Here is a 16,646-nt window from a genome sequence, read left to right on the forward strand (position 1 = left end):
TCACTACCTAACATCAGGAAACACGGAAGATGAGTCACCCCTCACAGTTCAACCTGTTGCGCACCCGGCGCTTTTTGCCCTTCTTTATTACCCAGTCGCTCGGCGCGTTTAACGACAACGTGTTCAAGCAGTCGTTGATCCTCGCCATCCTCTATCGGCTGACCATCGAGGGCGATCGCTCAATCTGGGTCAACCTCTGCGCGCTGCTGTTTATCCTGCCGTTTTTCCTGTTCTCGGCGCTGGCCGGGCAGTTCGGGGAAAAATTCGCCAAGGACGCGCTGATCCGTCTGATCAAACTCGCGGAAATCGCCATCATGGCCGTAGGATCGATCGGCTTCCTCTTCGATCATCTGTCGCTGATGCTGGTGGCGCTGTTCGCCATGGGCACGCACTCGGCGCTGTTCGGCCCGGTGAAGTATTCGATCCTGCCGCAGGCCTTGCGCGACGATGAACTGGTCGGCGGCAACGGTCTGGTGGAAATGGGCACGTTTCTGGCGATTCTCGCCGGGACCATCGGCGCCGGGATCATGATGTCGACCGAGCACTACGCGCCGGTAGTCTCCGCCGCGATCGTCGGCATTGCCGTGCTGGGTTATCTGGCCAGCCGCAGTATTCCGCGCGCGGCGGCCTCGTCGCCGGAAATGCGCCTGAACTGGAATATCTTCAGTCAGTCCTGGGCGACGTTGAAACTCGGTCTGGGCCAGACGCCTGCGGTGTCGCGCTCGATTGTCGGCAACTCGTGGTTCTGGTTCGTCGGGGCAATCTATCTGACGCAGATCCCGGCCTACGCCAAGGAATGGATGCACGGTGACGAAACCGTGGTCACGCTGATCCTGACCGTGTTCTCGGTGGGCATCGCGCTGGGTTCGATGCTCTGCGAGAAGCTCTCCGGGCGCAAAGTCGAGATCGGTCTGGTGCCGTTTGGCTCGTTTGGCCTGACCGTGTTCGGCCTGTTGCTGTGGTGGCATTCCGGTGGGATCCCGGACAGCGTCACCGGCCATAGCTGGATTGCGGTGCTGGGCTTCGTTCACACCTGGGCGGTGTTGATCGACATCCTTGGCCTGGGCATTTTCGGTGGCTTCTATATTGTCCCGCTGTACGCACTGATCCAGTCGCGTACGGCTGAAAACGAACGGGCGCGGGTGATTGCCGCCAACAACATTCTCAACGCGTTGTTCATGGTGGTGTCGGCGATTGTTTCGATTGTTTTGCTGAGCGTCGCCAAGCTGTCGATCCCGCAACTGTTCCTGGTGGTGTCGCTGCTGAACATCGGCGTCAACGCCTACATCTTCAAGATCGTTCCGGAATTCAGCATGCGCTTCATGATCTGGCTGCTCAGCCATTCCATGTACCGCGTCGAACATCGCAACCTTGAAGCGATCCCGGACGAGGGCGCGGCGCTGCTGGTGTGCAACCACGTGTCGTTCGTTGACGCCTTGCTCATCGGCGGTGCCGTGCGTAGGCCGATTCGCTTTGTCATGTACTACAAGATCTACGACTTGCCGGTGCTGAACTTCATCTTTCGCACGGCGGGCGCGATTCCTATCGCCGGACGCCAGGAAGATATCCAGATCTACGAGAAAGCCTTCACGCGTATCGCTCAGTATCTGAAGGACGGCGAACTGGTGTGCATTTTCCCGGAAGGCAAATTGACCGCCGATGGCGAGATCAACGAGTTTCGCGGCGGCGTGACGCGGATTCTCGAAGAGACCCCGGTGCCGGTGATTCCGCTGGCGCTGCAAGGATTGTGGGGGAGTTTCTTCAGTCGCGATCCGAATAAGGGTTTGTTCCATCGCTTGTGGTCGCGGGTGACGCTGGTGGCGGGGCCGGCGATTACCGAAGGGACCGAGCCGGCGAAGTTGCAGGTGTTGGTGGGGGAGTTGCGCGGATCCGTCAGATAGTTGTTGACTGGACGGCCCTCATCGCTGGCAAGCCAGCTCCCACAGGTTCGATGGTGTACACCAATCTTGTGGGAGCTGGCTTGCCAGCGATGGGGCTGGTGGCTTAAGCGCTGACCTTGAGCCCGATCAAACCGGTGACGATCAACGCCACACTGGCCAGCCGAATCAATGCCATCGACTCGCCGAACAAAATGATCCCGGCGATCACCGTGCCCACCGCACCTACGCCGGTCCAGATCGCATACGCCGTACCCAATGGCAATTCCTTCATCGCCAGACCGAGCAAACCAAGGCTGATGGCCATGGCGGCAACGGTGAGGGCGGTGGGAAGCGGGCGGGTGAAGCCGTCGGTGTATTTCAGGCCGACGGCCCAGCCGACTTCGAACAGGCCGGCGCAAAACAGAATGATCCAGGACATGCAGGACCTCCATCGATTGACGGGGTCGTCCCCAGATGAATGACTCGAGCGAGCCGCAGGGTCGTCCCCGCGTTGCGCAATATACTGACGAGCATTAACCCGGGGATCAAGTTTTCAGCCTCAATCGGCAGCCCGTTGCGCGAGGTTGTCGCGGTCTTCTTTTTCGCTCATGCGCCGGAAGTACGTCGACAGCAGCGCCCCGGAAATATTGTGCCAGACGCTGAACAGCGCGCTCGGCACCGCCGCCAGTGGCGAGAAGTGCGCACTGGCCAATGCCGCGCCCAGTCCCGAATTCTGCATGCCGACCTCCAGTGCCAGCGACTTGCGCTGAGCCAGCGGCAAGCCGAACAGGCGCCCGGTGAAGTAGCCGAGCAGATAGCCGAAGCTGTTGTGCAGCATCACCACCGCCATGATCAGCAGGCCGGACTCGGCGATTTTCGCCTGACTCGCCGCGACCACGGCGGTGACGATAATCACGATGCTGACCACCGACACCAGCGGTAACACATCCACCGCATGCCGCACCTTGTCGCCGAGTAAACGCTGCGCGACCACGCCGAGAACGATCGGCAACAGCACCACTTGCAGGATTGACCAGAACAGCTCCATGAACGATACCGGCAGCCACGCCGAGGCCAGCAGCCAGATCAGTGCCGGGGTCAACAGTGGGGCGAGGAGGGTAGTGACCGCGGCAATCGCCACTGAAAGCGCCAGATCACCGCGTGCCAGCCAGGTCATCACGTTCGAAGAGGTGCCGCTCGGGCAGCAGCCGACCAGAATCACCCCGACGGCGATTTCCGGCGGCAGGTGAAACACCTGGCAAAGCAACCACGCCACACCGGGCATGATCACGAAATGTGCAACCACGCCCAGCGCCACCCGCCACGGATGGCGAGCGACGGCAGCGAAGTCGTCGAGCTTGAGGGTCAGGCCCATGCCGAACATCACCAGACCCAGCAGCGGTACGATCGCGCTTTTCAGGCCAATGAACCACGCCGGTTGCAGGAAGGCCACGACGGCGAATATCAGAACCCAGTAAGCGAAGGTATTGCCGAGAAAGCGGCTGAGTGCAGCCAGTGCGCGCATGGCTTGATCCTTATTATTGGTTACACCACAAAACATTGTGGGAGCGAGCCTGCTCGCGAAAGCGGTGAGCCAGATACATTAATGTTGCTGGCGCACCGCATTCGCGAGCAGGCTCGCTCCCACAGGTTAGATGCTCGTCAGAGTCAGATCCCCTGCGGCATCTCTTCCCCACCCAACGCTTCAACCAGCGCCGGCAGGAAGTCGCCGAAGGTCAGCATCATCAGGGTGAAGCTGGCATCCAGTTGGCCCAGGGCTTCGTCGCCACCGTCCTGTTCCGCCTGATCCTGCAGCAGATCCTCGAATTTCAGGCGCTTGACGGTCATCTTGTCGTCGAGCATGAACGACAGTTTGTCCTGCCAGGCCAGCGACAGCTGAGTGACGACTTTGCCGGTGCTCAGGTGCAGCTGGATTTCCTCGCTGGTCAGGTCCTGACGCTTGCAACGGACGATGCCGCCGTCTTCGTGGGTATCGCGCAGTTCGCACTCGTCCAGTACATAAAAATCGTCGGCGGCTTTCTGCGTGGTGACCCACTCGGTCATCACCGCAGTCGGTGCCATTTTCACGGTCAATGGACGCACGGGCAGGGTGCCGATCACTTCGCGCAGCGTCGACAGCAGGTCTTCGGCGCGTTTCGGGCTGGCCGAGTTGACCAGGATCAGGCCCTGTTTCGGCGCGATCGCGGCGAAGGTCGACGAGCGACGAATGAACGCGCGCGGCAGAAAGGCCTGGATGATTTCATCCTTGATCTGGTCGCGTTCCTTCTTATAGACCTTGCGCATCTGCTCGGCTTCGATCTCTTCGACCTTTTCCTTGACCGCGTCACGCACGACGCTGCCCGGCAGAATACGTTCTTCCTTGCGCGCAGAGATCAGCAGGAAATCCCCGCTGACATGCACCAGCGGCGCATCTTCGCCCTTGCCGAACGGTGCGACGAAACCGTAAGTGGTCAGCTCCTGGCTTGCACACGGCCGCGCCAGTTTGGTCGCCAGTGCAGTTTCCAGCGCCTCGGCATCGACAGGCAGGTCTTGGGTCAGGCGATAGATCAGCAGGTTCTTGAACCACATGGGGCGAGTCACTCCTTTATACAAAGGGGGGCATTATTGTCTTCGCCGGGGCGTAGGCCAACCCTTCTCTAAGCCTTTGGAAGGCCTCGGAAAATTATTTAAAAAAGTGCTTGCCAGAGGTTGGGGTGCTCCGTAGAATGCGCGCCACACCGAAGCGAAGGGTGATTAGCTCAGCTGGGAGAGCGTCTGCCTTACAAGCAGAATGTCGGCGGTTCGATCCCGTCATCACCCACCATTCGTTTCAAGTGTTTAGCGCAGCGGTAGTTCAGTCGGTTAGAATACCGGCCTGTCACGCCGGGGGTCGCGGGTTCGAGTCCCGTCCGCTGCGCCATATTCGGTAACCTGGACCACTGAACGCCAGGTCACCACGGAAAAACCCGCTGAGGCGGGTTTTTTTCTGTCTCAAGGTTGTACCCGCGGGATGTATCGTTTCACCGGTTTTCAGATTTTTTTGAAAAATATTCAATTAAATCAACACTTTACGAAAACTTGTGGCATAATGCGCCCCGTAACGAAGCGAAGGGTGATTAGCTCAGCTGGGAGAGCGTCTGCCTTACAAGCAGAATGTCGGCGGTTCGATCCCGTCATCACCCACCATTCGTTTCAAGCGTTTCGCGCAGCGGTAGTTCAGTCGGTTAGAATACCGGCCTGTCACGCCGGGGGTCGCGGGTTCGAGTCCCGTCCGCTGCGCCATATTCGGTATCTGGAACTGAACGCCAGACACCACAAAAAGCCCGCCTTGTGCGGGCTTTTTGCTGTCTGCGATTTATGAAATCGCCGCGCTACTGCGCCGCATTGCGGGCATGCCGATAGTCGCTCACCGCCTCGTACACTGCCTTGCGCAAGCGATTGATCCCGCCCACCGGCCGATGCGCCTCGATGCCGAACCACGGGTTGAACGACAGGTTGTCGCATTGCAGATTCAGCGCCGGCGTATCGAAGTCCTGCGCGGGCAGGGTGATCCGCGCCACCGTTGCAAAAGGCGCATCCTGCTCACGCCACTCAATGCTGGTGTTTTCGATCGGCATGTACTTGTTCGCGTCCTGGCGCTGGATCTGCAGGGCAAAACACGCCGGCACCCGATCCGTGGATAACTGTTGATTCAGTGCACTGCGCAGAAAATTCGGCAAGTCGTGATTCTGTTTGGGCAAGGTATACGCCGGGCAACGCTCCGGATCCGGCACGACGCGGAATTTCGCATTGGCCTCACCGAACTTGTAGGGTGATACAGAGAAATATGTAGTCTCGGTCGGACTGTCCGGCGGCGCTGACAGGGTTGCCAACGCGATGAATAGATGACGGACCTGCCAGGTGCGCGGATCCCACGTCGGAAAAAACGCCATGACCTTCTTGCCGTCAGCCTGCGCCGCTACATTCTGACGATACTCGGCGACATCGCTGACAAAGAAATTCGGATGGCTGAACATCACGAAATCCTGTTCATGCTGGTCCTGGCGGTTGCCTAGCAGTTGCGTGCCAGGAACCTCAAGCAACTTGATCGCCATTCCGCGCGCGTCGCGAATGCTGTCGAATTGCGGGTAGGCATTGCCGTTGGACAACCGGATCAGCGCCTGCCAGGTCTTGCCCGGCTCGCTGAACACACCCTGTCGCAGCGATTGCGCCAGTTCCGGTAAAACCTGCACTTGCGCCTTCACGCAGCCATGCGCTTTGGCGTGGGCATCGCGCAGATAACGCGTGCTTTCGCGATGCTGGTCGACGATGCGCACAGCGGTTTGAATGATGTCCTGGGTCATCGCCGCTTCGCCTGGTGGAATCTGTTCCTGCGCCGACACCGGCCCACGATGCTGCCAAGCGAACCACGCGGCGGCGATGGCCCAGCCGAGCAGGCCGATGATCAGCAGGATCAGCAGCGTCTTGCCAAGCAAACGCCCCAACCAGAGCCAGAAGCGCGCCAGTGGCGGCAGTTCTTTTTTGAATGTCGGCATGATCATGGCAACTGCGCCTCCAGTGGTCCGCCCAGTACTTTCAGATATTCGAGCAGCGCCCAGCGCTCCTCGGGTTGCAGGAGGCGGCCGATCACCCCGTTGCCGCGCGCGCCGGCGCGGAATTCGTGGCCGCTGTTGTGGTTGCCGCTGATGCGCGTGTCGAACAGAAAACCGTTGGTGAAAGGTTCGGTGCGATAGCCGAGGTGGCGCGGGTCGTATTCGAGCGTGCCTTTATAGAAGGTGGTGGCGCGCTCATCCTGCGGTGACAGCAACTGATAGATGCTTGGCACCGAACCGTTGTGCAGAAACGGCGCAGTCGCCCATACGCCGGCCAGCGGCCGGGCCTTGTAAGCGACTTTCTCGCGCACGCCGATCGGCAGGCCGAAACCATCCATGCGCGGTTTTTCTTCCGGCGTGATCTGCGCGTCGCGATAGGCACGGTTTTCCACGAACGCGGTGACGTAAGCCAGGCCCTTGGCCACCGACAATTGGCTCAGATCAAGCGGCGCTTTAGGTTCGGGGTGCAGTCTGACGTCCATTTTTTCCAACTCTTTGACATCCCATTGCAGCGCGCTCAGGTCGAAACGATGGCTGGCAACGTTGTTGGCCGCATTCGGATCGGTACCGATCACCTCCACGGGAATCATGTGCAAGTGCTGCACCCAACGTTCGCCTTCCTGCGATTGGCGCGGGACATGGCAGCCGGCGCAGTTTTCCGCGAACAGCGCGCGGCCTTTGGCGGCCAGCGGCTTGTCGATCGCACCGAACAGATCTTCCGGCCAGGTCGGCGGCTTCAACTGCTGCAAGGTTTCTTCGATGGCGTGCAGATCGCGAACGCGCACGCTGGAGGGGTAGCGCTCAGCACCTTGCAGCGGCTGGCCGTTGCCGTCGAAGAAATTCAATGTGGCTCCGACGCCGAGCGCTTCGCCGATATTGCGCGCCATCGGCTGCTGGGCCGAGCCATTCCACTGCACCCAATCGAACGTCCACATGTCCCACAGCTGCGGATAATCCACCGGGGCATCGGCTACGCGGTAGTTGGCAGGGGAAATCGCATCGCCAAACGTCGCGTTGGCAATCCGGCCGAACGCATCGGTGCGCCCCGGGCCTTCCTCGGTCGGGTACAGGCCGCGATGGGTGTCGTTCCACGCCACTTTGATGAAGGTGTTCAGCGAGGTCTTGAACTCGCTGCGCAATTGTTCGCGGCGCGCTTCGTAATCATCTCCGAGCACCTGGCGGGCGAAGCGCTCGAACTTCCACGGGTTGTAGTAAGTCGAGGCGAGACTGGCGACCAGGGCCTGTCCGAAACTGCCACCGCGCAACGTAGGAACGCTGGAAGGCAGCACGTGCTGTGCGCTGCCGCCATCGATACGTACGGCCTGGCCTTTGACGCGCAACTCGCCGGTGTGGCAAGCGGCGCAGGTGATGTCCAGATAATGCTCCGAGGCGTTGCCGGGATTCTGGTGCCGGGCAAAACCGACGGGAAGGTTGCCGGGGTTGTTCGCGCTCGCTTTCTGCTGCGGGTCGACCAGGAAGCCGAAACGGGCGAGATATTCAGGGGAGGCGAAGCGCTGCTCGGAGAAGGGCAATTCCAATGCCTGAAACCACTCGTAACGCAGGCCTTTGACTTGCGTACCTTGGGGCGTGAAGTAGTAGGTCTGCCGTTGCTCTTCGCTCCATTGATCCAGGTAACGTACCTGTTGCGGCGGGGTGTAGAAGGGCAATTTCGGGCTGGCGACGTAATAGACGATCACCGCGAGGGCGATTATCGCCAGCACGATCACCAGAGTGAGAACGCGGAATAGAAGGCGCAAGTTAAACATCCTTGTCGAATTGTTGCGCTGTTATGCCTGAGCCATGACTGCTGGGCAAGTGGCCATTACGCCAGACGCTGAGGCAAGCTCCGATGACGCTTGTCGTCCGTGGATGACAGAAGCTTCATCCAGCCGTTGCCCAAATGCGTTTTAATCCCTGAACTTATCGGAAGATTCCTGCTCTCATGCCGGTAGCCATTGGTCGTGGCGGCCTGATAAGCTCGCGGCTTTACTCGATTGCCCATTCGGCGCATGAACAAGGAAATAGCATGAAACAGCATCGGTTGGCGGCGGCGGTAGCCCTGGTTAGCCTGGTACTCGCGGGTTGTGACTCGCAGACCAGCGTAGAGCTGAAAACCCCGGCGCAAAAAGCTTCCTACGGCATCGGCCTGAACATGGGCAAAAGCCTTGCCCAGGAAGGCATGGATGATCTGGACTCCAAAGCGGTAGCCCAGGGCATCGAAGATGCCGTTGGCAAGAAAGAACAGAAGCTGAAAGATGAAGAACTGGTCGAAGCCTTCGCCTCGCTGCAAAAACGTGCTGAAGAGCGTATGGCCAAGATGAGTGAAGAGTCGGCAGCCGCCGGCAAGAAATTCCTCGAAGAGAACGGCAAGAAAGCCGGTGTGACCACCACCGCTTCCGGCCTGCAGTACGAAGTAGTGAAGAAAGCCGACGGCCCACAGCCTAAGCCGACCGACGTCGTAACTGTTCACTACACCGGCAAGCTGACCAACGGCACCGTGTTCGACAGCTCCGTAGAGCGCGGCAGCCCGATCGATCTGCCAGTCAGTGGCGTGATCCCGGGTTGGGTTGAAGGTCTGCAACTGATGCACGTTGGCGAGAAGTACAAACTGTACATCCCTAGCGATCTGGCTTACGGCGCTCAGTCGCCAAGCCCGGCAATCCCGGCCAACTCGGTTCTGGTTTTCGACCTGGAACTGCTGGCCATCAAGGATCCAGCCAAAGAAGACGCCGCTGCCAAGTAACACGCAACGGCTCGAAAACAACGCCTCGCACATGCGGGGCGTTGTTGCATCTGCAGGTCAGGGAAGGTAAACAGAGCGAACTGACAGCGATCAGCACAGTCATAGCTTTGAGGCTGCCCGCGCTAGACGCCCTGAGCTGCCAAGTCAATGAAATATTGGGCTTTTTTATGTGAGTAAAAAACGCCCGATCTGAGCGCAGCCCTTATGAAACGGGGCTCTCAGCGCTGAAATGCAGCTCTGTTCACAAGGTTATCCACAATTTGTGTGGATAACATTTCAACGGGAAGAATAGATGAAAGCTCCGTGGAATTTCGCTCGATTCCTGCCGTTGGCCGGTCGCCTGCTGGCCCGTGGACGCTTGCCGACCCTGTTGTTTGCCGTGGCCAGCAAAGGCGCCGCGCAAGGCAATCGCCTGGGCAAACTCAAGGATGATCTGCGCTTGCTGCAGTCGCTGTGCCTGGCCTACTGGCGTGGCGAGTATCGCGCGATCAGTGCCAAGTCGCTGATTTCGGTGGTGGCCGGCCTGATGTATTTCCTCAGCCCGGTCGATGCCATTCCGGATTTCATTCCCATGTTCGGCATGCTCGATGACATCGCTGTCCTCGCCTGGCTGATGAAAACCCTCGATGACGAGCTCAACGCCTTCCGCCTGTGGCGCAAGCGCCAGCAACCCGAGAAGCTGGCGGTGGTTGAGCGCCTTCCTGATACCCCTGAACAATTGCAGCTGCAAGGCCCGAAAAAGCCCTGACTGACGAAGACTGCCTACAGATAGATACCACTCGCGACCTTGGCCGCTGTTAGGATTACACTTCTAGGGAAAAGTGCCGACTCGCTAAGTGGTGTTGTCCTACGGGGTAGTCATGGATATTCAGATAATTGCACGCGATGGCGAACCCGAATACGCGGTTCTGCCGTGGGCTCAATATCAGGCTTTACTGAAAGCAGCAGGGATCAACGCAACACCGGTGCAGCAGCCAGCAGCGCCGCTCGCCGCCTCGCCGGAGCCGATTCTTCCGGGTCTGGATCAATTACGCAGTTTGCGCGAAGGGAAGGGCATCGCCATCGAGGCGCTGGCCCGCACGGTAGGTATCAGCCCGTCTTATCTGGCCATGATCGAAAGTGGTGAGCGTCAGCCCGACGCCGCGATTCGCCGCAGCCTGGCCTGGGAACTGACGGTGCCGGGTTGGAGGGACGAATCGTGAGCGTACGAATCAGCCGTCAACATTGGGACGGATTGCTGGGGGAACTGGACCAGGCGCGTCGTCAGCGCCATCTTCTCACTTATCGAGCCTTGCTTGAGCGTTTGCAGCTGCCGACGCCGGCGATGCAGACACTGACGGCTGCGCTGGAGCATCTGGCCGCACTGGACGCCAAAGCCGAGCAGCCGTTGCGCAGTTCGCTGGTCATCAGTCAGGGCGCCAGTCGTTTGCCGCGTACCGGTTTTTTTGAATGTGTCGAGCGTCTGGGGCGCTTTTCCGGGCCTTCGGATGGCGTTGCAGCGGCGTCCTGGCATGCGTCGGAAGTGGTGCGCGTCTTCGAATACGAATACCCGGAATCGGCGGAGGCCTGAGTGTTTCTGCGCCTCAAGGCGCGGGCCGGTTACTGGCTGGCCCGCAGGCTGTTTCATTGGTCGTGGTTCGTTCGCCAGCCGCGTGGCTGGCGCTGGCTCGAAGGCCAGTTTGCACGCATGGCCAACCTCGGCGATGTCGGTGCGCAAAGCTTTTATGGGCACATTCTGACTTTTCGCGGCGTCGGGTTAGGCGCGCGTGAAGAAGGCGTGCGCTTACTGCGTCTGGCGGCGTTGGCTGGTGATGGTAAAGCGGCGTATCAAGTCGGCGTGATCAGCCTCGCCGGTACCCCGAGCAAGGCGCCGGATCCCGCTGAGGCCGCTCGTTGGTGGAGCATGGCCGCCGAAGCCGGCCACCCGTTGGCCGAGCTTAAGCTGCAACAGCTGATGGCTGGTGATTCAACGCAGTAATTCCATGTATGTCTTCTAAGTAAACGCGGCGTGAGGTTTTCCTCACGCCGCGTTTACGTTTTGCCTGCACGTTTTTCGCTGGATGTTGGATTGCAGATTAGTCCTACATCCTTTGCCTACTCGCCTGACTTCTTTCCTTTCTGATCCCCCGCACAGTTCCCGCGACTAATTTCTTGCGCGAGGGACCGCTCATGCTTCAGCCCGTTTTTCAGCCCACCTTGTCTGCCTGCGTGTGTTGATGGAAGCCATCGCTCGCATCGAGCAGGAACTCGACAGCTTTCCGCAAACGCTCAGCCTCTACCGCAAACAGCTTGATCACTGGCTCAGTCGCAGGGTGGACCAGATCAGCGAGGCAGCAGACCTGCCATCGCTGGTGGGTATGGAGCGGATCATTCGCTTCGGCGATCGCAGCACGGCGGTCAGTAGCAGCGACGAGGAGTTTTCTTCCAGCGTCGTCCAGTGCCCGCAGGGCGGGCTCATGCAGATCGAGAGCAAGTTTGAATCGGTCTACGACATCCCGCTGGGCAACATTTCCGTCGATGTGGTCGACGTGGATAGCGGCAAGACCGCGCCGGTCACCCTTGATCAGCAGGGCAAGGGCGAATTCAGAGGTGAAGAGGGCAAGTTCTACCGCGTTCTTGTGCACAGCGCTGTCACCTCCAATCAAGTCGCGAAGCTGTTCGAATCCTATGACGGTTTGACCGGCGAGCTGGACGGCTGGCTGCGTAGCGAGTGGCAAGGTTTCAAGCCGCAGTGGTCACAGTCGGTAGCGGCCGCAGCCAGCAACGGCATGCTCGCCGGCAGTTGGGCGGCCATCGAGGGGGTATGGGACAGCCTCGGACTGCTCTCGGAAATTCTTCAGGAACCCGGCAAGTTCGCCGAGCGTTTGGGCAGTGGCGCGGCTGAGCTGATCGAGCTGGCACAGACCGCGCCAAATCTCATGGAAAAGCTGCAGTTGCTGGTCAGTGACGAAGCGGCGATGTGCTTGCTGCTGCGGTCGGCAAGCCTGTGGCTGGACATGCTGCCGCCCAGCGAGATTGCCGGCAAATCTGCTGAAGTGGCGTCGATGATGATCGTGCAACTGATCATCGATGTGTTGATCAGCGTGGTGCTGACGTTTGTCGGAGCGGGGGCGGGGATCGCTTATCTGACGCTGCGTCTGGCTGACCGTGCAACGCAGCTCTTCAACGTCGCCAAGCGTCTGGTCAAGGCGCTGTTCAGCATCGTCAGCGCCTTCATTGAATACGTCGACCGCTACAAAGCCGTTGCCGCGCGCGGCATCGCCGCCGGGGTGAAAAAGGGCCGGATGCAATTGCGCTGGGATGCCCAGCGCAACGCCATGTTGAAGAAAGACGAACAGCACGACGACGTCCCCGACCAGGCAAAAAACCCCAACGGCGATGCCGCCGACTGCGTCCCCAATACCTGCAAAAACGGCTGTCCGGTGTCGATGGTCACCGGCGAGGAACTGCTGACCCTGACCGACGCGGTGCTCGATGGCGTGCTGCCCTTCGAGTTCACCCGCTTGTACCGCAGCAGCGCGGTCGAGATCGACATCGGCCTGGGTTTTGGCTGGAGCCACACGCTGGCCCATCGCCTGTCCTTCGACGGCGATGGCGTGATCTGGATCGACCACGAAAACCGCCGCACTCGTTTTCCCCTGCCCAACGTCGCGCGCCCAGCGATTCACAACAGCCTGTCGCGGGCGGCGATCTTTCTCGGCGATGAGCCGGAAGAACTGATTCTGGTTTTGGCCGGCGACAGCGCGCGCTTTTATCACTTTCGCGCCGGCCGGCTGACGGCGATCAGCGACGTCTACGGCAATCGTCTGACCCTGCAACGCGATCGCTCCGACCGCATTCAGCGTCTGGACAACGGCGCCGGCCGCGCCCTGCTGTTGCGTTATGACCGCGCGCAACTGGTGGCGATCGATTATCAGGTGTTCGTCCAAGGCGAGTGGACCACCGAGCAAACCCTCGCCACCTACAGCTTCGATGCCCGGCAACGCCTGCTGACCGCGACCAACGCGGTCGGCGACAGCGAACGCTACGACTACGACGACCACCACGTCATCCTCCAGCGCCAGTTGACCGGCGGTGCGAGCTTCTTCTGGGAGTGGCAGCGCGAGGGCAAAGCCGCCCGCTGCGTGAGGCACTGGGCGTCGTTCTCGCAGATGAACACCCGTTACGTCTGGAACGATGATGACGCCAGCGTGACCGTGCATTACGTCGACGGTACCGAAGAAGTCTACGTCCACGACGAGCGCGCACGGCTGGTGCGGCAGGTCGCGGCCGATGGCGGCGAGCAGCTCAAGGCCTATGACGAGCAGGGGCGCTTGATCGCCGAGCAGGATGCGTTGGGCGCGGTTACCGAATACCGCTATGACGAACTCGGACGGCTGATCGCGCTGATTCCGCCGGACGATGCACCAACGTCCTACGAGTACCGCAACGGCTTTCTCTACAAGCGTTGCCGTGGTGATGCGGTGTGGATCTACCGGCGCAATGCCGAAGGCGCCGTCACTGAAGCGGTCGATCCCGACGGCCAGGTCACCCATTACTACTACAACCTGCGCGGCCAATTGCTGTCGCTGCGCTATCCGGACAGCAGCCGCCACCGCTGGGTGTGGAACGAGCTCGGCCAGCTCATCGAAGAAACCCTGCCCGATGGCGGCGTGCGGCGCTTTTCCTACGATGCGCTGGGACGGCGGATTACCACCCAGGACGAATTTGGTGTCGTCAGTCGTCAGCAGTGGGACGCGGCCGGCCGACTGATCCTGACGACTTCTCCTACGGGAAGCACGCGCGCCTACAGCTACGGCGCCTACGGCCAGATCACCGCTGAGCGCGACGAGCTCGGGCGCATCACCCGCTACGAATATGACGACGACCTGCATCTGGTCTCGCGGCGGATCAACCCTGACGGCACCCGCGTGCAGTACCGCTACGACCATGCGCGGTTGCTGCTGACCGAAATTGAAAACGAGTCAGGGGAAAAATACCGACTGGATTACACGCCGACCGGATTGATCCGACAGGAAACCGGGTTTGATGGGCGGCGCACGGCTTATGCCTACGACCTTAATGGTCATTTGCTGGAGAAGACCGAGTTTGGTGATTTCGGCCCCAGTCTGGTCACCCACTATGAGCGCGACAAGGCCGGGCGTTTGCTGGTCAAAACCCTGCCCGATGGGCTCAAAGTCCGCTACGACTACGATCGCCTCGGTCGGTTGATCGGTGTCGAGGACGGGCAAAACCATCCGCTGGCCTTCGAGTACGACCGTCAGGATCGGCTGATCACCGAGCATCAGGGCTGGGGCACCTTGCGCTACGCCTATGACGCCTGCGGTCAGCTCAAACGCCTGCGTCTGCCGGACAACAGCAAGCTCGATTATCACTACACCAAGGGCGGTGCGCTGTCAGCCATCGACCTTAATGGCACGCCGCTCACGCGCCACGTCTACCAGTCCGGTCGCGAACAGCAACGCCAGCAAGGTTTGCTGCTCAGCGAATATTCTTACGACGATCAGGGCCGCTTGCTTGCCCACGCTGTAGGTCATCGCCACGCTTCGCTGTACCGCCGCGATTATGCCTACAGCGCCAACGGCAATCTCGAGCACATTGCCGACAGCCGCCACGGCCAGCGCACTTATGGCTACGACGCCCTCGACCGGTTGATCCGCGTACGTCACTCACGCGACGAGCTGCCCGAATCCTTCGCCCACGACCCGGCCGGCAACCTGCTGATGCAGGATCGTCCCGGCCCTGCGCAGATCAAGGGCAATCGCCTGCTGATGCAGGGCGACCGTCATTACGACTACGACGCCTTCGGCAACCTGATCCGCGAACGCCGTGGCCACGGCCAGACCCTGGTCACCGAATACCGCTACGACTGCCAGCACCGCCTGATCGGCCTGACCCGCCCCGACGGCCAGACCGCCACTTATCACTACGACGCCTTCGGCCGGCGCATCCGCAAAACAATCGACGGCGCCGTCACCGAATTCTTCTGGCAAGGCGAACACCTCGTCGCCGAAAGCAGCGCCACGCAATACCGCAGCTTCCTCTACGAACCCGGCACCTTCCGCCCACTGGCGATGCTCGACGGCAAAGGCCCGAAAAAAGCCTGCCCGTTCTACTACCAACTCGACCACCTCGGCACCCCGCAGGAACTCACCGACTACAGCGGCGAAATCGTCTGGTCCGCGCAATACGACGCCTACGGCAAAGTCGCCGCCGTCACCCTCGCCGGCGAAGACTATCTGGACCAACCGCTGCGTTTTCAGGGGCAGTACTTCGATGTTGAAAGTGGCCTGCATTACAACCGACATCGGTATTACGACCCGAGATTGGGAAGGTATCTAACCCCGGATCCGGTGAAGCTCGCGGGTGGGTTGAATCAGTACCAGTACGTGCCGAATCCGACGGGGTGGGTTGATCCGTTGGGGTTGAGTTGCATTTGTCCACCGTCAGCGCCGCGACGTCCTATGCGGTACGAGGCTGGTCGCGTGGTCGTCGAAGAGGGAGCGCCCCCGCTGCCAAAGATGACGGCGCAGGAACGACGGGCGAGGATTGATGAAGTGGCTGAGGAGAATGCGAAACGGCGTGTGAGTGAGTATGAAGAACTTTATGACATGCACACTGTGAAAAAACATAGTTCGGAAATTACTGGCCCGGCTCTCAAGCAGCGAGCGATAAATGGCGCGGATCCTCATACTGGCGAGGTTCCTAAAAATGCCAAAGGTAATCCAAGCTCTCAGTTTCATAGTTGGCGTATGCATCTGGGGGCCTTGAATAAAGCGATGACGAAGGATGAAAACAGATTGATTAAACATACAGGGAAGGATCAAAAGAAAAATCCTATAGTTCGATTGGAACTGCCTGGAGCTGGGCGCGGCTACAGGCCTAATAAAAAAGATGCACAAAATCCTCGGCTGAATGAGGATATGAATTGGTTTGAGGTTAAGTTCGACAAAGACAATACACAGAAGCCTTTTACGGGCTTCCCGTCGGAGGGCAAATGATGCTTAAAGACCCATTTTTAAATGAGCCTTTTGAACCTGATTTGATGTGGTTCGTTGGTGTATTTGATGTTTATGATAGAGAGGAAACCAAGGGTGTGGAGCTCGAGATATATGATCCGAATGATCGAGCTGATAGAAGCGTGCTAATAACGAAATATTGCTTAAATCAGCCCTATCTCTCCTTTAGGCATAAACTGGTTCTCATTGAAAATCTGGAAGCAGTGCTTAAGGATTCAAGCTTCGATTTTCAAGCTGTATTCGAAATTGATGAATGCGAGACAAACAGTTGGCCGCGTGAGGAATGGTACTCATTAGAAAATCCCCGTTGCTTTTTTCAAGATGTCTTTCGACTGGCGCAGGAAATTTGGAAAGAGGATCTATTGATGGCAACTAATGAGGATAGATCAACTTGGTAAACTAAAAGCCAAGT

At 59.3% G+C, this 16,646-nt stretch carries 13 protein-coding genes and 4 tRNA genes; 12 read left to right on the forward strand and 5 right to left on the reverse strand.

What is annotated here, in order from left to right; translation table 11 throughout:
- Positions 1–29: 29 nt before the first annotated feature.
- A complete protein-coding gene (locus AB4O45_RS21480; protein ID WP_460160513.1) occupies positions 30–1,901 on the forward strand; it encodes an MFS transporter in 1,872 nt (623 codons plus the stop codon).
- Between the two features lie 103 nt (positions 1,902–2,004).
- Here AB4O45_RS21480 and sugE read toward each other — a convergent pair whose 3' ends face one another.
- The 3 genes from sugE to rdgC form a co-directional block, all read right to left on the reverse strand.
- On the reverse strand, positions 2,005–2,319 hold the full coding sequence (gene sugE, locus AB4O45_RS21485) for a quaternary ammonium compound efflux SMR transporter SugE (protein WP_041479526.1): 315 nt from the start codon (positions 2,317–2,319) through the stop codon (positions 2,005–2,007).
- A 120-nt stretch (positions 2,320–2,439) separates the two neighbouring features.
- Positions 2,440–3,405, reverse strand: coding sequence for a bile acid:sodium symporter family protein (locus tag AB4O45_RS21490; protein WP_150636745.1), 966 nt, complete (start codon positions 3,403–3,405; stop codon positions 2,440–2,442).
- A 143-nt stretch (positions 3,406–3,548) separates the two neighbouring features.
- Complete coding sequence (gene rdgC / locus AB4O45_RS21495) at positions 3,549–4,469, reverse strand: recombination-associated protein RdgC (RefSeq protein ID WP_024012190.1); 921 nt, start codon at positions 4,467–4,469, stop codon at positions 3,549–3,551.
- Positions 4,470–4,628: 159 nt separating this feature from the next.
- Between rdgC and AB4O45_RS21500 the strand changes: the two genes are divergently transcribed.
- The 4 genes from AB4O45_RS21500 to AB4O45_RS21515 all read left to right on the forward strand — a co-directional run bounded on the left by AB4O45_RS21500 (position 4,629) and on the right by AB4O45_RS21515 (position 5,162).
- Positions 4,629–4,704, forward strand: a tRNA-Val gene (locus AB4O45_RS21500).
- Positions 4,705–4,723: 19 nt separating this feature from the next.
- Positions 4,724–4,800, forward strand: a tRNA-Asp gene (locus tag AB4O45_RS21505).
- 190 nt (positions 4,801–4,990) lie between these two features.
- A tRNA-Val gene (locus tag AB4O45_RS21510) sits at positions 4,991–5,066 on the forward strand.
- Positions 5,067–5,085: 19 nt separating this feature from the next.
- A tRNA-Asp gene (locus AB4O45_RS21515) sits at positions 5,086–5,162 on the forward strand.
- An 89-nt stretch (positions 5,163–5,251) separates the two neighbouring features.
- Here the strand turns inward: AB4O45_RS21515 and AB4O45_RS21520 are convergent.
- Both AB4O45_RS21520 and AB4O45_RS21525 read right to left on the reverse strand, forming a co-directional pair.
- Positions 5,252–6,421: a catalase family protein gene (locus tag AB4O45_RS21520; protein ID WP_150636747.1), complete on the reverse strand. Its 1,170-nt coding sequence runs from the start codon at positions 6,419–6,421 to the stop codon at positions 5,252–5,254.
- Positions 6,418–8,229, reverse strand: a complete 1,812-nt coding sequence (locus AB4O45_RS21525) for a di-heme-cytochrome C peroxidase (protein ID WP_310215130.1) — start codon at positions 8,227–8,229, stop codon at positions 6,418–6,420. Before AB4O45_RS21525 ends, AB4O45_RS21520 begins: the two co-directional genes overlap by 4 nt.
- A gap of 269 nt (positions 8,230–8,498) precedes the next feature.
- Here AB4O45_RS21525 and AB4O45_RS21530 point away from each other — a divergent pair, with 269 nt between their 5' ends.
- From AB4O45_RS21530 to AB4O45_RS21560, 7 genes are all read left to right on the forward strand, one after another.
- The gene (locus tag AB4O45_RS21530) at positions 8,499–9,215 is read left to right on the forward strand and encodes an FKBP-type peptidyl-prolyl cis-trans isomerase (RefSeq protein WP_016773732.1); all 717 of its coding nucleotides are present in this window, start codon (positions 8,499–8,501) and stop codon (positions 9,213–9,215) included.
- 292 nt (positions 9,216–9,507) lie between these two features.
- The gene (locus AB4O45_RS21535; protein WP_016773733.1) at positions 9,508–9,963 is read left to right on the forward strand and encodes a YkvA family protein; all 456 of its coding nucleotides are present in this window, start codon (positions 9,508–9,510) and stop codon (positions 9,961–9,963) included.
- A gap of 112 nt (positions 9,964–10,075) precedes the next feature.
- Positions 10,076–10,417, forward strand: coding sequence for a helix-turn-helix domain-containing protein (locus AB4O45_RS21540; protein ID WP_056783977.1), 342 nt, complete (start codon positions 10,076–10,078; stop codon positions 10,415–10,417).
- On the forward strand, positions 10,414–10,785 hold the full coding sequence (locus AB4O45_RS21545) for a hypothetical protein (RefSeq protein ID WP_003223109.1): 372 nt from the start codon (positions 10,414–10,416) through the stop codon (positions 10,783–10,785). The genes AB4O45_RS21540 and AB4O45_RS21545 overlap by 4 nt, the downstream gene beginning before the upstream one ends.
- Entirely contained in the window at positions 10,786–11,193 is a 408-nt protein-coding gene (locus AB4O45_RS21550; protein WP_076566754.1) for an SEL1-like repeat protein, read from the forward strand.
- Between the two features lie 238 nt (positions 11,194–11,431).
- Positions 11,432–16,216, forward strand: coding sequence for an RHS repeat-associated core domain-containing protein (locus tag AB4O45_RS21555; RefSeq protein ID WP_460160514.1), 4,785 nt, complete (start codon positions 11,432–11,434; stop codon positions 16,214–16,216).
- Positions 16,213–16,632: a hypothetical protein gene (locus AB4O45_RS21560; protein ID WP_056783991.1), complete on the forward strand. Its 420-nt coding sequence runs from the start codon at positions 16,213–16,215 to the stop codon at positions 16,630–16,632. The genes AB4O45_RS21555 and AB4O45_RS21560 overlap by 4 nt, the downstream gene beginning before the upstream one ends.
- The last annotated feature ends 14 nt before the right edge of the window (positions 16,633–16,646 follow it).

This window comes from Pseudomonas sp. S2_B10 (assembly GCF_054668425.1).